This window comes from Microbispora sp. GKU 823 (genome assembly GCF_002027145.1).
Taxonomy (GTDB): Bacteria; Actinomycetota; Actinomycetes; order Streptosporangiales; family Streptosporangiaceae; genus Microbispora; species Microbispora siamensis.
The window spans coordinates 24484-42919 of record NZ_MWJN01000053.1 but is presented as its reverse complement, the minus strand read 5'-3'; the positions used below and the strand labels follow the sequence as shown (position 1 = coordinate 42919).

Below are 18436 nucleotides of genomic sequence, written 5' to 3'. Positions count from 1 at the left end.
CGTCCAAGATGCATGTCATGACGTGGGACAAACTTTGGTGGGAGATATGCATCGCAGAGGCTTAGTACTACAACAGTAGTTCGTTGTTTCTGAGGTGTCTCTGCTGATAGTGGGCGTGCCGGGCGCGGGCTTGATAGAGGCGTCGGAGGCGGGACCAGGCGAGGACGTGCTCCAGAGGCCGGGCGCGGCCACGGGATTCCCCACGTACGGCCAGATATCTCCCCGCTCGCGTTGGACGCATCCCGCTCGGCGAGGCCCGGGCGGGTGAAGAACAGCAGGGAGATCATGGAGATCCTTGAGGCGTACGAAGAATGTGGTCGACCGGATCGAGGTCTTCCGCGAGCTCAAGGGCTGCCGCCATCGCGGCAGCAGCCCGCGCCTGCACACCCACGCCCGCCCCGCCCGCGACCGCGCCATCGTCTACCTGCTATTCGGCACCGAGCTACGCCGCGCCGAGCTGGTCGGCCTGGACCTGGACCAACTGGAGCCGGCCGACCCCGACCGGCTGCGCCAGGCCAAGAAAGCCCGCCTGACCGGCGTGCGCGGCAAAGGCCGCACCACCCGCACGGTGTTCCTCGGCCGCGACACCCGCCAGGCCCTGGCCGACTACCTGGAAGGCGAGCGGCCCGGCGACGCCGCCGCCAGCCATGAGCCGACCGCGCTGTTCCTGTCTGCCGCGTCCGTCGCCGCCCGCCGCCCCGACGGGCGGCTGTCCCCACGCTCGATCAACACCATCGTCGGCGAGATCGGCCGCCTGCACGACGCCCAGATCAGCGACCCCGAGCGCAAGCTCGGGACCCTGCGCCCGCACGACGCCGCAGCTCGCGGATCTGCCAGGCGTGCTCGTAGGCGGTCTTGGGCCGCTGTCCACAATCGGCCAGACAGGCCGGATCCAGGTCCAACTGCTCCGCAACGAAGGCCACCGCGCCGGGTGGGACTGCCAGCGGGTCCTCGGTCAGGAACACCCCGAGCATCCGCACCGTGCCCCACTGCGCCGCCCACCCCAGCTTGGTGGCCGGGCGGCGCTTGTGGCCAGCGCGGTCAGCGCCGCGCGATCCAGTGTCGTGCTCGGTGATGATCTGGAACCTGTCCCGCTCGGGGATGTCCAGCACGTCCACGAGCGCCCGGTGTGTCGCGTCGGCGATCGCCCTCAGCTCGTCGGGACGACGTCCGCGGATGAGATCGATCCGTACCAATGGCATGCGTGTCGCTCCTTGCTTGTCTGTTGCAGACGGGCCTGCCGGGGCGGTCGGATCAGCGGGGCAGCTGCACCCACGTCCCATGGGCCGCCACCCGCAGCACAGAGGACAGGCCGGCCTCGTGGAATGCGAGCTCGATCTCCGACAGCCCCTCGGAGAAGTGGGCCCAGCCGTCGTAGTGGGCTGGGACCACGGTGTCCGCGCCGAGGACGGCTGCCGCGGCGGCGGCTCCGCGGCCGTCCAGGGACAGCGGCCGGCCGTCGAACTTCGCCGGTACGCGTGCCGCACCCGCGTGCAGGACGGCCGCGTCGATGTCCGGTATCCGGCGGGAGATCTCCGCGACCGCGCGGATCGAGGCGTTGTCGCCGCTCAGATACACGGTGGGAAGTCCTTGCGCGGACAGCACGAATCCGGTGACCTCGCAGTTGATGTTGCCATCGGCGTCGCGCTCGCCGTCCTCGGGGCCGTGGACCGCCGGAACCGCAAGCACGGTCAGGTCGCCCCCGCCGTCCCTGCGAGGCAGGGTGTAGCTGGTCCATGGGGAAAGACCGATGACCGGGCGGCCGAGCCGTTCAGCGCTCAGGGGCCCGGTGAGCACCAGCGGGGCGGCATAGGCGAACGCACGGCCACGCTCGTCCAGGTTGTCCGGATGCGCTTCGTGGCTGACCAGAACCAGGTCCACCGGCCCTACCGCGTCCTCGTCGACGGCAGGTCCGGCGGTCTTGGTGAGGTAGCCGTGCGGGCCGGCCGCGTCGAAGGTCGGATCACTGACGATGCGCAGGCCGCCGATGTCGATTACGGTCGTCGGGCCGCCCAGGACGGTGATCGCGCATTCCTGTGGGGCCAGCCCTGTCGTGCTCATCTTGTCCTCGCCGGATGGTCCGGTTCCGTTCGGTCGCACATCTACGCTAGTGACCGCTCAGTCCTGCGTGAAATGCCTGGGGCGACGCATCCATGCATGGCACGCATGGATGCTGCTCACTGCGCCGCGGGGTCCGTCACTCCGCTGCCGCTAATACGGCGCCGTCCAGGAACCGGCGGATCAGCGTGCGTTGGGTGTCGGGCAGATGGACGAGGCTGACCGGGCTCGGTGGTGCATTGGTCAGGCGTATGAATCGAAGGGCGGGGTGCTGGGTGCGGCGCTGCGCGGCCTCGGGCACGATGCCGATGCCCCGGTTGGCGGCCACCGTCTCCAGCCACTCGTCGTAGTTGGCCGTTTCGATGATCTGGGCTGGGCGCTGGTCCTCCGGCCATGACCATGGGCCGGTGGTGCCGCTGACCGTGTTGACGACCAGCGGCCAATACTGGACGTCCGTCCAGTCCAGATGGCCGAGGCGGGCCAGATCACAGCTCTCGGAGCACACGGCGATACGCGCCTCGTCGTACAGGTGCACGGTGCGTGCCCCTCTTGGCGCGTCGAAGTCACCGCGGACCAGCACGATGTCGACCATACGCTGACGCAGCGCCTGGAGAGGATCGTCGGTCCGGATCAGCGAGACCGACGCCCCCGTGCTCTCCTCGAAGCGGCTGACGGTTTGCTGCGTCCAGGGATGGGGCAGCAGCCAGCTGAAGCCGAGCCGGAGGGTGACGCGGTGGCGTACGGCGGCGAGGGCCTGGTCGAGGGTCGCGAGGACCCGCTCGGCGTGGACGAGGAACTCGGCTCCGGTGTCGGTCAGTTCAACGTGCCGTGAGGACCGGTCGAGCAGACGGACACTCAGATTGTCCTCCAGTTGCGCGATCGTACGGCTCAGCGCCGGCTGCGTGATCAGCAGTTCCTCGGCGGCGCGGGAGAACGAGCGATGGCGGGCCACGGACGCGAAGGCCCGCAGGTGACGCAGTTCGACGTCCATGCTCCTCGCGCCCCTTCGCCGCATTCATGCCTGCCATGCATAGCAGCACCTTAACCGGCATTTCACAGGGCATGAACGCGCTGCCTAGCGTGAGAGCCGGCCACTGAGTCACGAGGAAGGTGCCCAAGACCGTGCAGTCATCAGCCCTGCCCCGCCGAACGCCGTCCCCTTGGGCGATCGTCGCCCAGGTGGCAGCAGCGCTCGCGGCGGGAATGGGGATCGGTAGGTTCGTCTACACCCCCATCCTTCCCCTCATGCACACCCAGGCCGGGCTCTCCTCTCGACTTGGGGCGAGCCTGGCCACGGCGAACTTCATCGGCTACCTCGCGGGTGCCCTGGTCGGCATCGCCGTACCCGCCGTCGTACGGTCGGCCGTGGCTCTGCGCTATTCCCTTGTCGTGCTGGTGGTGACGCTGGCGCTCATGCCGGTCACCCAAGACGGCACCGTCTGGTTCCTACTGCGCCTCGTGGCCGGAGCCGCCAGCGCGTTGATCTTCATGATCGCTGTCAGCGCCATGCTCTCCCGGCTGCACGCACACGCCCACCATTTGGTCGGCTGGGCCTTTGGCGGGGTCGGTGCCGGAATCGCCCTGTCCGGCCTGCTGGTCGTCGCCGTGCAGGCCGCCTCCACCTGGCAGGCGGCCTGGTGGACGTGTGCCGCCCTCGCGGCCCTGCTCGCCGCGGTCGCCTGGCCCCTGGCCCCACAGCCCCAGCCGAGGACTTCCACGGCAGCGGAGCAAGCCGAACGGCCCCGCACCCACCGCTGGTTCCTCGCACTGCTCGCCAGCTACACCTTCGAGGGCATCGGCTACATCATCGCCGGTACCTTCCTGGTCGTCGCGATCCAGCAGGGCGCCAAGGGCTGGCTTGGCGGAGGAGCCTGGATAGTGGTCGGCCTCGCAGCCCTTCCCTCGTGCACCCTGTGGACCCGGCTGGCACACCGCTGGTCCAGGCCCGCCCTCCTGCTCACCTCGCTGATCATCCAGGCCGTCGGCATCGCCCTGCCGGCGCTGCTCGGCGGCGCCACGCCCGCGCTTGTCTCCGCCGTGCTGTTCGGCGCCACCTTCATGGGCGTCAGCACCATCGCACTGTCGATCGGAAGCCACCTGCAAGTGCCCCGCGCCGTCGCCGTGTTGACCGCCGGATACAGCGCAGGTCAGATCCTTGGCCCGCTGCTCGCCGCCCCGCTGCTGGGGCATGGCTACCACGAGGCGCTCCTGCTGGGCAGCGCGATGGTCGGCGTGGCCGCGGTCGCGGCCGCCGCCGTATGCGTCCGCTTCCCGCACCACCTCGGCCCCGTGACCTCGGCGGCCTGACGCCCGTACCTTCAAAGGAGTTGTCGTGAGCAGACTGCTGGCCGGCCTTGGAGTAGACCTTCCCGTCATCGCAGCGCCGATGGCCGGTGGACCGAGCACGCCCGCGCTGGTCACCGCAGCCGCCCGAGCGGGCGGCCTGGGCTTTCTCGCCGGTGGGTACAAGACCGCACAGGCACTCGCCGGGCAGATCCACACCACGCGCGCGGAAGGCGTCGCATTCGGTGTCAACCTGTTCGTTCCCAACCCGGTCCCGGTCTCCGAGGAGGCGTACCGGCGCTACGCGCGGGCGGTCCAGGCGGAGGCCGACCGCTATGGCCTCAAGCTGCCCGAGGAACCGATTGAGGACGACGACCACTGGGCGGACAAGATCGACGTGCTGACCTCCGCTCCCGTCCCCTGGGTGTCTTTCACCTTCGGCATCCCGGATCGCGCGGTCGTCAGTGCTTTCCGCAGGGCCGGGAGCACCGTCCTGCAGAGCGTCACCTCAGCCGATGAAGCGTGCCGGGCGGCTGAATCCGGCGTCGACGCGCTGATCGTGCAGGCGCCGACCGCGGGTGGGCACTCGGCCACGCTCACCCCGGCGCGGGTGCCCGCGCCAATCCCGCTGACCGACCTGATCGCTGGAGTACGTCGCGCCGTCGCCCTGCCCGTCATCGCCACCGGTGGAATCACCACCGCCGCCGATGTGGCGGCCGCGCTGGCCGCAGGCGCGGAAGCCGTCATGGTCGGCACCGTCCTGCTGTGCACGCACGAGAGCGGAGCGTCTGCACCGCACAAGGCGGCCCTGGCCGATCCGGCCTTCACCACTACGACCGTCACCCGCGCCTTCACCGGACGGCCCGCGCGAGCCCTGCGCAACTACTTCATCGATCATTACGACCCCATCGCCCCGGAGGGTTACCCCGCCCTGCACCACCTCACAAGCCCACTCCGCAAGGCAGCCACCGCGGCCGGCGACACACGCCTGATTCACCTGTGGGCCGGAACCGGTTACCGGCAAGCGAAGGCCGAATCCGCCGCCGACACCCTTACCCGACTCGCTGCTCAGCTATGAGTCCTGTGACCGAGGCTGGAGTGCCGGCAGTCCCGACAAGCGCAACCGATTACGGATGCACCCACCTGGAGCGCACCCAATTGAACCGCTCTGACGGCGGCGCGGGACTGTAAGAACATCGGGCCAGACCCGTTGATTTGGACAGACCCTACGGCGAGATCCTCCTAGCGGGGGTCACCGGGATCTATCCGGACCGGCCCCGGCTCCAGCGCCTCCGCCCTTGACGGCGTGCCGGAACCCAGCACCGCCGTTCCGCCGAGTGCCGCCGCCCCGCCCATGAATCCGCGGCGGGTCACCCTGCTCACGATCGACCACCTCCTGCTCGCACCTGCAATCCGTGCGGTGGCAACGCTAGGAGCGCGATCACCGGGCGGAGAACCGCCTTGGCACCCGTCGGAGATGGGAGACAACCCCCAGTCAGCCGAAAAACGGGACACCTTGAGGGCGGGCTGGTGGGCGTGCAGGCGCCGCAGGTAGGGCAGGAGGATGCCAAGCTTGTCGGCCAGGCCCTGGTCGCAGATCTCGGCCGGCAGGTACACGCCCGTACTGCCGGTCACCCGGCCTCCGACAGCACGGACGGGGTGCCGATCGGCCGCAGGTGCGTGCGGCTGACGCCTCGGCCCTCGCGGACGGGCGGTGCGCCCGCGTCCGTCGAAGTGCAGTCATCCGGCCGATACCCCTGCCGGGCTGCGCGTCCGCATGATGGCCGAGGAATCCGTACGACCGCAAGGAAAGCGATGGGCACTTCGCTGCAGCGCGCGGCACGCGCGTGGGATCGCCTCGCCGCAGGCGATCCGGGGCTCGTGCGCACGACCACCGCACTCAGAGCCGTCGCGGGCATCGCCCTCACCCTGGCCGTGTTGTCCTTGACGGACCTTCCTGCCGCGTTCCTCGTCGCGGGCTGCTTCGCCCCCTTCACCGTCGCGCTGGCCACCGGCGACAGCCCTCCGCGTGATCAGGTACTCGTCGTCGTCGCCGCCGTCCCACTGGTGTCCGCCGTCTTGCTCGCGGGTTGCGCGCTCGCGTCCTTCCCCGGGGCGGCCGAGGCCGTCTTCGTCCTGTTGGTCTTCTGCGCGGTGTACGTCCGCCGGTACGGGCCACGGGAGCAGGCGCTCGGGATCTTCGCCTTCATGGCGTACTTCCTGACCCAGTTCCTCGGGGCGCGGCTGAGCCAGTTGCCCGGCGTGTCCGCCGCGGTGGGCGTCGGCTTCGCCGCCGACGCGCTGGTGGGGTTCGGCCTGCTGCGGACGACCCCCGCCAGGACGCTGCGGCGGCTGCGGCGTGCCTTCGATTTCCATCTGGAGCAGGTCGTGCTCGGCGCGATCGAGGTGGTCCGGGCGGGAGGGGACGACACCCGCCTGACGCGGTCACTGGAACGCCGGGTCGCCCGGCTGCACCGGAGCGCGCTGATGATCGCCGATCTCCTCGACCGGGGACGCGCCGCCGACCGGGTGCTGCAGGGAATCGTGCGGGCCGAAACGGCCGCGCAGCGGCTGGCGGTGCTGGCCGTCCGCTCCGGTCCGGCTTTCGAGGGAACTACGTGCGACCGAGCCCCCGCCGTGCCCCGGGACGTCCACCACGCCATCGGCGAGCTGATGCGTGCCGTCGACGGGCTGCGATCGGTCGCCGGCGCCCCGGCGGACCGCGGCCCTCGTACGGCCGGCGCGGCCCGCCGGCTGAGGCGCGTCGCGCCGCGGCAGGCCGTGCAAGCCGCCGCGGCGGCGGCCGTCGCCGTCGTGAGCGGCGAGCTGTCGTCGTCCGAACGCTGGTACTGGGCCGTGCTCACCGCGTGGGTCGTCTTCGTCGGCACAGAGAGCCTCGGGGAGGTCCTGATCCAAGGCTTCCAGCGCGTGCTGGGCACCGTGCTGGGCGTGGCGTGCGGGCTGGCGATCGCCGCCGTGGCCGGGGGTGACGTGCCGTCGGCCCTGGGCGTGTCGCTGTTGTGCGTCTTCGGGGTCTTCCGCACCCCGCCGAACGCGTACTGGGCGGTGACCTTCTTCATCACCTGCCTGATCGCCATGGCTTTCGTCCTGCTCGGCACGTTCTCGGCCGAGCTGCTCGCGCTGCGCATCTGGGAGACCGCGCTCGGTGCGCTGTGCGGGGTGCTGGCGGGGGCGCTCGTGCTGCCCACGACCGTGCGCCGGGCAGGCGGCGAGCGCCTGCTCGAGGTGCTGCGTGCCCTCCGGCGTACGCGTGTGCCGGAAGGAGGCAGGTCTCTCGACACCCGTGAGCTGGATCGGGCTCTGGAAGAGCTGCGCGGTGCCCTTCGCCCGCTGACCCACCCGCTGAACCCGCGTCGCGCCCGCCGGGCCCACGCGCGCCACCTGCTCGCCCTGCTGGAGTCGTGCGCCTACCACGTCCGCAGCCTCGCCGCCGTGACCGCAGCGGCTCAGGCGGACGAGACAGGGCACGAGATCCGTGCCGCCGAGCACGTCCGCGCCAACCTGGACCGGGCGATCCGCCTGATGGAGGCCGGTGGGTGGCCCGCCATCCCCTGCCACGACGGCCGCGGCACGCTGGCCCGGCTGGCCGCCGACCGCCGGTGGGCCGCCGATCGTACGTCCCGCGAGAGCTATCACGTGAACCGCCTGGACGAGGCGACGGCCGAACTGGCGCAGGCACTCGACGACGGCGCCGCCCACTGCGTCGTGACCTAGACGGCCGACCCCAACGCCGCCTCCACCACGTCGCGAAGCTGGGAGCGGGCGGTGACGCCCAGCTTGGGGAAGGTGCGGTAGAGGTGGGAGCCGACAGTACGCGGCGACAGGAAGAGCCGTTCCCCGATCTCGCGGTTGGTCAGCCCGCGGGCGGCGAGCCGGACGATCTGCTGCTGTTGCGGGGAAAGGCCGGCGAAGGCTCGGGGGTCGGTCGCGTCGACATCCAGACCGGCCGCCCGCAGTTCCGCCTGCGCGCGTTCGCTCCACGGCCGCGCCCCCAGCCGGCGAAATGTGTCGTACGCCGCGGTGAGGAACGGCCGCGCCTCGGCGATCCGGCGACGGCGGCGCAGCCATTCCCCGTACTTCAGCACCGCCTGCGCACGCTCAAACGGCCAGCGCTCCAGCGCGGGATCGGCCAGTGCCGCCAGGAACTCGGGCTCGGCGTGCTCGGGTTCGGCGAGCAGCGCACGGCTGTGACGCACCAGGCTCCGCAGGCGGGACGAGCCGCCGCGGGCGAGAGTACAGGCCGAACGCTCGACGATCTCGATCGCCTCGGCCTCACGACCGACACGCGCGGCAGACTCCGCCAGCTCCGGCAGGGCCGGGTAGGAGGCGTGGTAGTGGACGGGGGCGCCGTCGGCGTCGAAGACCACCCGCGCGTTCTCATACGCGGCCTCGTAGTCGCCTTCCGCCATGGCGGCGGCGGCCAGGGCGCGGCGCGCGTACACGGCGACCGATCGGCTCTCCAGCGGATCCACCAGACGCAGCGCCTCATCGGCGAGAGCGCGGGCGCCCGCCGCATCGCCCTGGCAGGCCACGACCATGGCCTCGATGGCGTGCGCGCACGCGACGGCGTGGTTGAGTCTGGCCGCCGCCGGCAGCGCGCCGAGGCCCGCGCAGACCGCACGCGCCCGATCCCAGCGGCCGTACTCGAAGTAGGCCAGCGCGACGACGCCGCCGAGCCCGTCGGGGAGCGGCCCGTCGGTGCGCCACGACTCGACGGCCTCGTCGAACGTCCGGATCGCCAGCGGGGTCTCATCCAGCACCCAGGCCGCGACGGCCAGCGCGGTCAACTCCGCGGGACGACCACCCGCACCGGCGCCGTCGCCACCCCCTTCGCGATCACCCGCTGTGGAGCGCCCCCCGGCCGCGGCGATCATGTCCGGCAGGCGAGGCGCCAGCTCGCGCCCGCCCAGCGGATCCGACACGATCCGCGCCCACTCCCGCAGCGGCCCGGCGGGCAGGCGTGGGAGGAGCCGGTCGATCTCCCGCCGCTGGAACTCCTCACCCGAGTAGAAGCGCAGCACCGCGGCGGCCGCGAGCGCGTCGAGCGCGATGGCAGGTCGCTCGGCCGCCAGGTCGTCGGCGATCGCGGCCATGCCGCCGAAGACGGCGGCGTGCTGCCCGGTCAGCGCGGACAGCCGCCCGACGTGCAGTGAGGCGGCGGCGAGCACGGCGGGGTCGTCGGTGCGTGCGCGGGCCCGGCCGGCCAGTTCCTCCACCCAGGGCAGGTCTCCGGTGAAGACGGCCAGGCCGGCCGCGTCCGCCAGCAGCCGGGCGCTGTCGTCGCGCCCGGGACGCAGCTCCGCCGCGCGGGCCAGCGCCCTGGCCGCCGCCGCGTAGCCGCCTCGTCTGCGAGCCCTGTCGGCCGTCTGCTCCAGGGCGGCGGACACCTCCGCATCGGGGTGGAGCGTGGCGGCGGCGAGATGCCACGCACGCCGGTCCGGCTCGTCTCGCAGGGCGTCGGCCAGCGCGCGGTGAGCCTCCATGCGGGCGTCGAACGGGGCGGCGTGGTAGACCGCGGAACGGACCAGTGGGTGGCGGAACCGTACGTGCCGGCCTGCCCGGTGGATCAGCCCCGAGTCTTCGACGGCGGGCCAGGCTTTGTCGTCGGCGTCGGGCAGCAGCGCCAGCACGGCGTCCGGGGGATCCTCCACGTCGGCGGCGGCCAGAAGCAACAGGGCCCGTCGCCCGGCTTCCGGCAGCTCCGCCAGACGAGCGGCGTAGACGGCCGCCAGCCGCCGGCCGACCGGCAGCGGGCCGTGGTCGTCGGGATCAAGCGAAGCGTGGTCGGCCAGTTCGAGAAGGGCCAAAGGGTTCCCCGCGGCCTGCTCGAGCACGCGTTCCCTCATCCTGCCCGTCAGATCGGGCGCGCGCAGGTCGAGCAGCCGCCGGGACGCCGTGGGGTCGAGCGGGGGCAGCACAAGCGTCGGCAATCCCCGGCCGAACCCCGGCCCGTCGTCGCGTGCGCCGACCGGCGGCGCGACCGGGTCGTCGTCGCGTACGGCGGCCAGCAGGGTGACGGGGTCGTCGTCCAGTCGGTGGGCGGCGAAGGCGAGGGCGTCGGCGGAGGCGGAGTCGATCCACTGGGCGTCGTCGAGCACGAGCACGAGCGGCGCCCGTTCGGCCACCTGGGACAGCAGAGTCAGCACGGCGACCCCCGTCAGCAGCGGATCAGGGGCGTCGGGCACGAACCCGAAGGCGCCGAGCAGCGCCCGGCGCTGCCGGTCCGGCAGGTGGTCCGCCTCGTCCAGCACCGGCCGGAGAAGCTGGTGCAGGCCCGCGAAGGCCAGATCCCTCTCGGACTCGCGACCACTCGCCCGCAGCACCCGGCGCCCGCCTCCTCGGCGCGGCGGGCCGTGTACTCCAGCAACGTGCTCTTGCCCATCCCCGCGGCTCCGGACAGGAGCAGGACCCGGCCGCCGTCGGACGCGTCCGTCACCAGAGCGGAGAGCCGCTCGACCTCGGCGTCCCGTCCGACGACCGCGTCACGTTCCGCTGTGGCGCGGCAACCCGGCGCCCGCCCGTCCACAGGCCCTCCAGAAGTCTCACCGGACAGGACCGCGGCGTCACGGCGGGTCCTCGTCCCCTCGCTGTCACGGTAGCAAGTGCGTGCCCCCGCAACGGATGCAGTCACCTGACGCATACCGCCGGCCCCCGGCGGTGGCCCACGATGAACGGGCGGCGGATCTCGTCGCACCGATCACCGCTCGTCCGATCAAGGAACGCTCATGCCTGCCGATCAGATCACTTTGGGCGACGTCACGATCACACGGGTCTGGGAATATTACGGGCCCGTCGACATGACGCCCGAGACGTTCTTCCCGGAAAGCTCGCCACGCACCTGGGAGGAGCACTCCTCCTGGTTGGAGCCGCAGTTCGTGGATCCCGAGACGCGGATCGTCAACTCCGCGATTCAGACCTGGCTGCTGCGCAGCGAGGGCAGGAACATCCTCATCGACACCGGGGTCGGGAACCACAAGGAGCGGCCGTACTCGCCGGTCTGGAGTCGCCTCGACACCGATTTCCTGGACAACCTGGCCGAGGCCGGCGTACGGCCCGAGGACGTGGACATCGTGGTGAACACCCACCTCCACGTGGACCACGTCGGCTGGAACACCTACCTGGACGGCCGTACCTGGGTGCCGACCTTTCCCAACGCCACGTACCTCATCTCCAAGGCCGACTTCGACTTCTGGAATCCGGCGAACGAGCACAAGCCGCTGCTCGGGCGGGGCAACCAGAACGTGTTCGAGGACAGTGTGGCCCCCGTCCACGAGGCGGGGCTGACACACCTGTGGGAGGACTCGTACACGATCGACTCCAACCTGCGCCTGGACCTCGCGCCGGGGCACACGCCAGGGTCCTCGGTCATCACCCTCGAATCGGGCACGGACCGCGCCGTGTTCGTCGGCGACCTGGTGCACAACCCCGTGCAGTTCGTGGAGCCGGACGCCAACAGTTGCTTCTGCGAGGACCCGGCCGCGGCCCGCGCCACCCGCCGCAGGATCCTCCACTGGGCCGCCGACCTGGGCGCCCTGGTCGTCCCCGCGCACCTGGGCGGGCAGGGAGCCGCCGAGGTGGTCCGCGAAGGGAACGGGTTCGTCATCAAAGGCTGGGCTCCGTTCGCCCCCTACTCCGCGACCTCGAAGGAGGCCCGATGAACCACCACGCGGCGGACACCGTCCTCACCGCGCAGGGCGTCGTGCGCGGGCTGCGGCGCGACGGGACGACCGTGTTCCTGAACATCCCGTACGCCGCACCGCCGACCGGCGCCGCCCGATTCGCCGCTCCACGACCGCACGCCCCCTGGGACGGTGTACGGGACGCGACGGAGCCCGGGCCCACCGCGCCGCAGGCCGAACGCCGGCTCGGCAGCGTGGACATGACCCCGTACTTCGGGCCGGGCTGGATCCCCGGCGAGGACTTCCTGACCGTCAACGTGTGGACGCCGGGGGTCGCTGGAGAGCGGCTGCCCGTGATGGTGTTCGTGCACGGCGGCGGCTTCGTGGCGGGATCCACCAGGTCGGAGCTCTACGACGGCACCGCCTTCGCCCGGGACGGGGTCGTGCTCGTGACGCTCAACTACCGGCTGGGCATCGCGGGCTTCCTCGACCTGCCCGGTGCCCCCGCCAACCGGGGCCTGCTCGACGTGATCGCCGCCCTGCGATGGGTACGGGAGAACATCGCCGCGTTCGGCGGCGACCCGGCCCGCGTCACATTGTTCGGCCAGTCCGCGGGCGCCACGATCGTGGGCGCCGTGCTGGCCACGCCCGAGGCCGAAGGGTTGTTCCGGCGCGTGATCATGCAGAGCGGCAGCGGCCTGGGCGCCTTCACGCCCGAGCAGGCCGCCCGGGTGACCCGCGCCGCCGCCCACGCGCTCGGGGTCGAGGCGCATGCCGACGCCTTCGCCGGCATCCCCGACCTGCGGCTGGTCGAGGTCATGGCCGAACTGTCGGGCATCGACCTGCGGACCGACACCCACAGTGACCCGCTCATCGGGCTCAGCCCTTTCAGCATCGTCCTCGACCGGCAGCCGGCCGAGGCCGTCGCCGCGGGCCGCGGCGACGGCGTGGACCTGCTGGTGGGCACGAACACGGAGGAGGGCAACCTCTACCTCGCACCGTTCGGGAACCTGTCCACCTCGACGGCGGCGGACGTGCACGCCGCCGCGGCCCGCTCGCACCCGCGGCCCGCCCGCCTCGTCGAGGCCTACCGCAGGGCCCGGCCGCAGGCGTCGTCCGGCGAACTGCGCTCGGCGATCATGGGCGACGCCCTGTTCGGTGTGGGCAGCCGGCGGCTGGCGACGCGCACGCGGGGAGGGCCGCCGCCACCTACCGCTACTCGTTCGCATGGCGCTCGAACGCGTTGGACGGCGAGCTGGGTGCCACCCACGCCGTGGAGCTGCCGTTCGTCTTCGACGTCGCCGACCTGCCCCGGCTGCGCGGCCCACAGGCTCTGCTCGGTCCGTACGAGCCGCCGTCGGACCTGGCCGCCCGGATGCACGCGGCCTGGGTGGCCTTCGCCGCGACCGGCCACCCCGGCTGGGACCGCTACGACACCGCCCGCCGGGCCACCATGCGCATCGGCGCCGAGTGGAGCATGGTGGACGACCCGCACGGCGAGGAGCTCCACGCGTGGCCCTGACCGCTTCCCACCAAGGTTCTCTCAGCATGATCACCGCCGGCACAGACCAACCGCCGCCCAGCGCTCACCGGCGTCGCCTCCGCCCCGCCCGCGCCACCAACCTGCTCCGCGCCCTGCTCGTCCTGACGAACCTCGAACTCGACCGCCGACAGACGATCAAGACCGAAGACAGCCGCCCACGACCAGCACGAGCACCCACGAACCCCGCCACACCAGCAGCCGCACCAGCGAAAACCAAAATGGTGGATCTTCAGTGAAGATCGACTGGACCTCGGTCAGTCGATGCCTTCCACGATTCGGAAGTCGCGCTCGACACCCTCGGAGAGGGCGGCCAGCGCCTCCTGGTAGGCCGCACTCTCGTACGCCGCGACGGCCTGCTCGAAGCTGTCGAACTCGACCAGGACGGTGCGCTCGGCGATTCCGGCGTCATGCGCCACGACCCGACCACCACGGACGAGGGTCCGACCGCCCCCGGCCCGTACGGCCGGACCGGCCAGCTTGTTGTAGGCAGCCAGCTTCTCAGGGTCTGAAATGGTGCGGTAGACGCTGACCCAGTAGCCCTTGGGCATGGAACCTCCAGTGTTGGGGTGAGTGCATCTGACTTACGGGTTGGTCTCGGACGGGCGACGGCGGGCGAGAGCGAGGCTTGTCAGCGTCGTGATCGCCATGGCGCCGATGCCGACCAGCGCCGCGGTGGTGTAGGCGCTGTCGTCGGGGAAGAGGTGGCCGGGGCCGGTGCCCGCGGCGAGGATCAGGCCGCCGACGGCGCTGCCCAGGGAGTACCCGACGCTGCGGACGACGTAGTTGAAGCTCATGGCGCTCGACGTCTCGCTCTTGGGGGTGACGGCCAGGATGACGCCGGGCATCGCGGCCGAGAAGCCGCCGACGCCGAAGCCGAGCACGCCCATCGCCGCGAACAATTCGGCCAGGTTCGACCGGGCCGCCGCGAACAGGGCGAACCCGCCGCCGACAACGACGGCGCTGCCGGCCAGGAGCAGGGGGTCGGCGATCCGCGTCCGGACCCGCGGCGTGAGCTTGCCGGCGACGAACCCCAGCACCGAGAACGGGATGAGGACCAGCCCGGCGACGAAGGTCGTCAGCCCGAAGCCGTAGCCGGCGCCGTGCGGCGTCTGCGCGTACCGGGTGATGAGCGTGAGCAGGAGGTACATGCCGATCCCGCCGACGACCATGGCGAGGTTCGCCCCGGCGACCGCCGGGTGCCGCACCGCCCGCACATCGACCAGGGGCGTCGTGCTGCGCAGCTCGATGACGGCCCAGACGCAGAGCAGCACCACCGCGACGACGGCGAGGCCCGCCGCCACGGCGAGGTGCCGGCTCCACAGATTCCGTTCGCCGGCGAGGAACAGCACCAGGAGCAGCGCAGCGGCCAGGACGACCGCGCCTGCCACGTCCACGTGGGCGGAGCGGCCTTCGGGGGCTTCGGGCATGGAGCGCCACGCGGTCAGGAGGGCGGCGGCGGTGACGACCAGGCCGAGGCCGTAGGCGGCCCGTACCCCGCCGAGCTCGGCGAGCAGTGCGGCCAGCGGATAGCCGACGCCGGCCCCGATGATCGAGACCACCGAGATCAGGGCGATCACGGCCGCGCTGCGCTCCTCGGGGAGATGGTCCCGGGCCACGCCCATCATCAGCGCCGTCAGCCCGAGCCCGACGCCCTGGGCCGCCCTGCCGGCCAGCAGCCACGCGAACGGCAGCGGCAGCACGGTGAGCGCGCTGCCGGCGACGACGACCGCCAGCGTGGCGAGGATCGTGGCCCGCCGGTGCGGGCGGCTCCGAGCCGGCCCAGGACCGGCGTGGCGACGGCGCCGCTGAGCAGCGCGACGGTCAGCGTCCACTGCGCGCTGCCGAGCGAGACGTGGAACGAGGTCGCCACGCTGGTGATGAGCGGCGTCCCGAGGCTGGCGACCGCCGCCACGACCAAAGCGATGAACATCAGGGCGGGGACCAGCAGCCGCGCCTCGGAACGCGCCACCGGGGACGCCTTCACCGTGCCCCAGCCGACCGGCTGCCCGGTCACTGCTTCGGCCCTTCACGGTCCTGGCTTTCGAGCTCTGCCAGATGCTTCAGCGCCGGAAGGGCCGCCACCAGCGCCTCGACCTCGTCGCCGGTGAGCTCGCCGATCAACCGCTCGAACGCGTGGACGCCCGCCTGGCGCCGCGTCCGGACATAGGAGGCGCCGGCCTCGGTCAGGCACACCAGCGTGACCCGCTTGTCGGACGCGTCGCCCCGCCGCTCGACCAGGCCGGACTGCTCCATCACCCGGACCAGGGCGGTCATCGCGGGCTGGGTGACGCCCTCGACTGCGGCCAGATCGGTGATGCGCCGCGGGCCGGTCCGGTCCAGGGTGGCCAGGGTGGCGGCGGACGTCAGGCTCATGTCCCGGGGCAGGCGTCTCGCGGCCCTGGTGGCCAGGCCATAGAGGGCTGCCGCGATGGCGGCGGACGCGTCAGGAGCGATGTCTTGACGATTCACGCTCGAAGCATAACATTTTTATATTCATAGTTTATGGAAATGCTCGCACGCCGATGGCGCCGTCAGCGTGACTCCACGCGATCCGGACTACGACGTTCATGCCGTGACCGCCATCACCCTCTCCGAACTGGCGGGCGACCCGCAGGAGGACGCAGCCCTGCTCGCCCGTTGGGAAGCGCGTTTCGTCCAGACCGAACGCCGCAGCGCGTAACCCCCGACGCGCGGCGAACGCTCCCCCGACATAGCGCGCCTGGGACGTCCGAGAACGTCTGTGTAAGGACTCATGACATCCCTCACGGAATGATCAAGCAACGTCTCCCCTGCGGCCGAGCCGCGCCCGGGTGAAGCAACGGTTCTCCGTAATACTCTCGGTGGTTCTGTCCGAGTTCCCTGAGGCCGTCATTGCTGTGCACACGCTGTGGGGGCGACACTGTCCCAACGCGTTCGGCGCGGTGAGCGCTGCCGAAGGCCGCGGCGAGCGCTTGCAGAGCGGCGCCGGTCCGCTCCTGCCTGCCGTGGTCGTGGTTGCGGCGCTCACCGCTGTTCCCGTCCGCCTCTGCAGCCGCCGTCCCATGACGCAGACTCTCCAAGTGACGTTGACATCGCCGATAGCGGGGACCTTCCATCTTGGCCGCAGTAAAGAAGCGCCATGAGGTCGCATACAAGATGACATGGTCCCCGAGACGCCGAAAGGGCCGACCAGACGCGGCCGTCGAAGACGCCCTGACCGATGCGCCGGGACTCCTGGCGCCCCCATAACCCGATTCGAACTGCCACCGGGCGCTCTCGTCGTCTTCACCGGCGAGATGGACGGCGGCCCCCGGGTTGTCGGGGCCGCCGCCGATTGCACTGCCGCCGGCGCCCGCGTCACCGCCGACGGCCTCGTTCGTCAGAGCCAGTGGAAGGCGAGGACGAGGCTCATTCCGCTGGGAATGGCAGCGCAGTGCACGTCGGTGGTCTGGCGGTTGATGTTGTAGCAGGAGTCGACCCAGTCGTCGTCGTCCTTGGTCCAGCCGCTGGGCAGGGCCGCGACGATCTTGTCGGCCACCGGGACGTACTTCTCGTAGCCGGCTACGGTGAGCACGCCGTCGACGACGGCACGGATCAGCCCGGACAGGTCGGAGTTGTCGTCGTGCTCCATGAAGACCACGTCCACGGAGGTCCAGCTGAAGTTGGACCACTCGATCAGGGACTGCCCCGGCGAGTAGACCGTGCCCTCCTTGGTGATGTACGGCATCTCCACCTGGTCCACGCGGGCCTTCCCGTCGAGCCCCGCGCCAGCGACCCAGGCGTAGATTTCCGGCCCGCCCTTGTACCACGGCTCGTGGTCGTCGCGGTTGACGATGCGGAAGACGGTGGACACCGGCCGCGTCGCCAGGCTGTTGCTCGTCTGAGGTTCGTCGGCGGCCGACCGGTCGGTCCCGCCGATGCCCGCCTCGGTCAGGTAGCGCCGGATGGTCTGCTGCGCCAGCTCGGCGGACTTGTGCTCGTCGAGGCCGACGATCAGCACCGGGCGCTGCGGCGCCCTGAAGGCGTCGAGCTCCTGGGTGTGGCCGTTCGAGCCGTAGGCGACGACGGTGCGGACGGTCTTCTCGTCGCCGGAGGGGGTGGCCATCACCAGGGTTCCCCCCGCCGAGATGCGCTCGACCGACTGCGGGTCGATCCGGATCTGCAGCAGCGCCCCCTCGGCCTCGATGCCCTTGAGCTTGAGGATCTGACTGTTGGCGTCGCGGGCGTACGCGGCCAGGTCCTGAGTGCCCGGCACGGAGCCGAGCAGCGCCGCCAGGTCGGCCTCGCCGTCACCGGCCAGCTCGTGGGTGAGCGCGTCACGCAACCGCCGATCGCCCAGGCGGCGCGCCACCTCCTCGGCGAGGTGGCGCTTGAAGCCGTCCAGCGCGTCGGCCCGGGCGGCGGCGGACGCGTCCGCCGCCTGCGGGGCGGGGGCAGGGGTCGGTGCGGCCGTCGCGGCGGGTGAGTTGGAGACACCGCCGATGAGCGTGGCGGCCAGGGCGAGTGCGGCGTATACCGCGGTCTTCTTCACGTGGACCTTCCTCACGTGGGGGGAACGATCAACCGAGCGGACCACCTGGACCGGCAGGGGTCGCCTGCCGGGGTGCCCGTCGCCGTCAGCGTCACCGACCCCGGGACGACGGTCATGAGTAGGCGGTACTCATCTGGATCACGGCCCACGGATGAGCATCGGTTACTCATGACCGGCGCGCGCTTCTCGTCGATGCTGTCGGCATACGCAGATCAGCCCACGAGCAGACACCGCAGGAGCGGCCCCCAGCGACGCCCTCCCCGGGATCGCGGGGCCTGGTGCTCTAACGCCGAAACCCTGTACATCCGGCGACAGGAAGACGAGAGACATGTCAGGCTCGAGACCGGTGCGGGCGCTCCCGGCGCTGGGGCGCCGCGCGCGCCGCCGACGTCCCTCCGACGG

The 18436-nt window shown here is 71.5% G+C and carries 15 protein-coding genes and 3 pseudogenes; 7 read left to right on the top strand and 11 right to left on the bottom strand.

The genetic code is table 11. From position 1 onward, the window contains the following. Positions 1-313: 313 nt before the first annotated feature. A pseudogene (locus tag B1L11_RS55145) lies at positions 314-751 on the top strand (tyrosine-type recombinase/integrase); the annotation flags it as partial. Positions 752-770: 19 nt separating this feature from the next. On the opposite strand, the gene B1L11_RS48590 reads toward B1L11_RS55145, so the two are convergent. From B1L11_RS48590 to B1L11_RS25665, 3 genes are all read right to left on the bottom strand, one after another. Continuing rightward, positions 771-1202: a DUF4158 domain-containing protein gene (locus B1L11_RS48590; protein ID WP_218671295.1), complete on the bottom strand. Its 432-nt coding sequence runs from the start codon at positions 1200-1202 to the stop codon at positions 771-773. Positions 1203-1254: 52 nt separating this feature from the next. Then, on the bottom strand, positions 1255-2061 hold the full coding sequence (locus B1L11_RS25670) for an MBL fold metallo-hydrolase (protein ID WP_079316886.1): 807 nt from the start codon (positions 2059-2061) through the stop codon (positions 1255-1257). A gap of 136 nt (positions 2062-2197) precedes the next feature. Continuing rightward, the gene (locus B1L11_RS25665) at positions 2198-3049 is read right to left on the bottom strand and encodes a LysR family transcriptional regulator (RefSeq protein ID WP_079316885.1); all 852 of its coding nucleotides are present in this window, start codon (positions 3047-3049) and stop codon (positions 2198-2200) included. 188 nt (positions 3050-3237) lie between these two features. Between B1L11_RS25665 and B1L11_RS25660 the strand changes: the two genes are divergently transcribed. Together B1L11_RS25660 and B1L11_RS25655 are read left to right on the top strand one after the other, a co-directional pair. Continuing rightward, positions 3238-4365: a YbfB/YjiJ family MFS transporter gene (locus B1L11_RS25660; protein ID WP_218671294.1), complete on the top strand. Its 1128-nt coding sequence runs from the start codon at positions 3238-3240 to the stop codon at positions 4363-4365. A gap of 25 nt (positions 4366-4390) precedes the next feature. Beyond that, positions 4391-5419 (top strand): nitronate monooxygenase family protein, encoded by a 1029-nt coding sequence (locus B1L11_RS25655; RefSeq protein WP_079316884.1) that lies wholly within the window; start codon positions 4391-4393, stop codon positions 5417-5419. Positions 5420-5583: 164 nt separating this feature from the next. Here the strand turns inward: B1L11_RS25655 and B1L11_RS45605 are convergent, their stop codons facing one another. After that, entirely contained in the window at positions 5584-5724 is a 141-nt protein-coding gene (locus tag B1L11_RS45605; RefSeq protein WP_143737541.1) for a twin-arginine translocation signal domain-containing protein, read from the bottom strand. A 432-nt stretch (positions 5725-6156) separates the two neighbouring features. On the opposite strand from B1L11_RS45605, the gene B1L11_RS25645 reads away from it, so the two are divergent. Next, positions 6157-8076 (top strand): FUSC family protein, encoded by a 1920-nt coding sequence (locus B1L11_RS25645; RefSeq protein ID WP_079316882.1) that lies wholly within the window; start codon positions 6157-6159, stop codon positions 8074-8076. On the opposite strand, the gene B1L11_RS25640 is transcribed toward B1L11_RS25645, so the two are convergent. Together B1L11_RS25640 and B1L11_RS51935 are read right to left on the bottom strand one after the other, a co-directional pair. Continuing rightward, entirely contained in the window at positions 8073-10685 is a 2613-nt protein-coding gene (locus B1L11_RS25640) for a LuxR family transcriptional regulator (RefSeq protein WP_256862885.1), read from the bottom strand. The two genes, B1L11_RS25645 and B1L11_RS25640, sit on opposite strands and share 4 nt — an antisense overlap. Positions 10686-10714: 29 nt before the next feature. Continuing rightward, positions 10715-11002 (bottom strand): annotated as a pseudogene (locus B1L11_RS51935) (ATP-binding protein); the annotation flags it as partial. An 85-nt stretch (positions 11003-11087) separates the two neighbouring features. Here B1L11_RS51935 and B1L11_RS25635 point away from each other — a divergent pair. The 3 genes and pseudogenes from B1L11_RS25635 (at position 11088) to B1L11_RS51925 (ending at position 13503) form a co-directional block, all read left to right on the top strand. Continuing rightward, a complete protein-coding gene (locus B1L11_RS25635; protein WP_079316881.1) occupies positions 11088-12020 on the top strand; it encodes an MBL fold metallo-hydrolase in 933 nt (310 codons plus the stop codon). Further along, positions 12017-12922 (top strand): annotated as a pseudogene (locus B1L11_RS51930) (carboxylesterase/lipase family protein); the annotation flags it as partial. The gene B1L11_RS25635 and the pseudogene B1L11_RS51930, both read left to right, overlap by 4 nt. Before the next feature lie 302 nt (positions 12923-13224). Next, positions 13225-13503, top strand: a complete 279-nt coding sequence (locus B1L11_RS51925) for a hypothetical protein (RefSeq protein WP_372974723.1) — start codon at positions 13225-13227, stop codon at positions 13501-13503. Positions 13504-13778: 275 nt separating this feature from the next. Here B1L11_RS51925 and B1L11_RS25625 read toward each other — a convergent pair whose 3' ends face one another. The 5 genes from B1L11_RS25625 to B1L11_RS25610 all read right to left on the bottom strand — a co-directional run bounded on the left by B1L11_RS25625 (position 13779) and on the right by B1L11_RS25610 (position 18034). Beyond that, entirely contained in the window at positions 13779-14072 is a 294-nt protein-coding gene (locus tag B1L11_RS25625; protein WP_079316880.1) for a DUF1330 domain-containing protein, read from the bottom strand. A 33-nt stretch (positions 14073-14105) separates the two neighbouring features. Continuing rightward, the gene (locus tag B1L11_RS25620) at positions 14106-15224 is read right to left on the bottom strand and encodes an MFS transporter (protein WP_256862884.1); all 1119 of its coding nucleotides are present in this window, start codon (positions 15222-15224) and stop codon (positions 14106-14108) included. Beyond that, a complete protein-coding gene (locus B1L11_RS51920; RefSeq protein WP_256862883.1) occupies positions 15158-15538 on the bottom strand; it encodes a hypothetical protein in 381 nt (126 codons plus the stop codon). The genes B1L11_RS25620 and B1L11_RS51920 overlap by 67 nt, the downstream gene beginning before the upstream one ends. Next, the gene (locus B1L11_RS25615; RefSeq protein WP_256862882.1) at positions 15535-15993 is read right to left on the bottom strand and encodes a MarR family winged helix-turn-helix transcriptional regulator; all 459 of its coding nucleotides are present in this window, start codon (positions 15991-15993) and stop codon (positions 15535-15537) included. Before B1L11_RS25615 ends, B1L11_RS51920 begins: the two co-directional genes overlap by 4 nt. A gap of 889 nt (positions 15994-16882) precedes the next feature. Then, entirely contained in the window at positions 16883-18034 is a 1152-nt protein-coding gene (locus B1L11_RS25610; protein WP_079316878.1) for a DUF3103 family protein, read from the bottom strand. Positions 18035-18436: the final 402 nt, after the last annotated feature.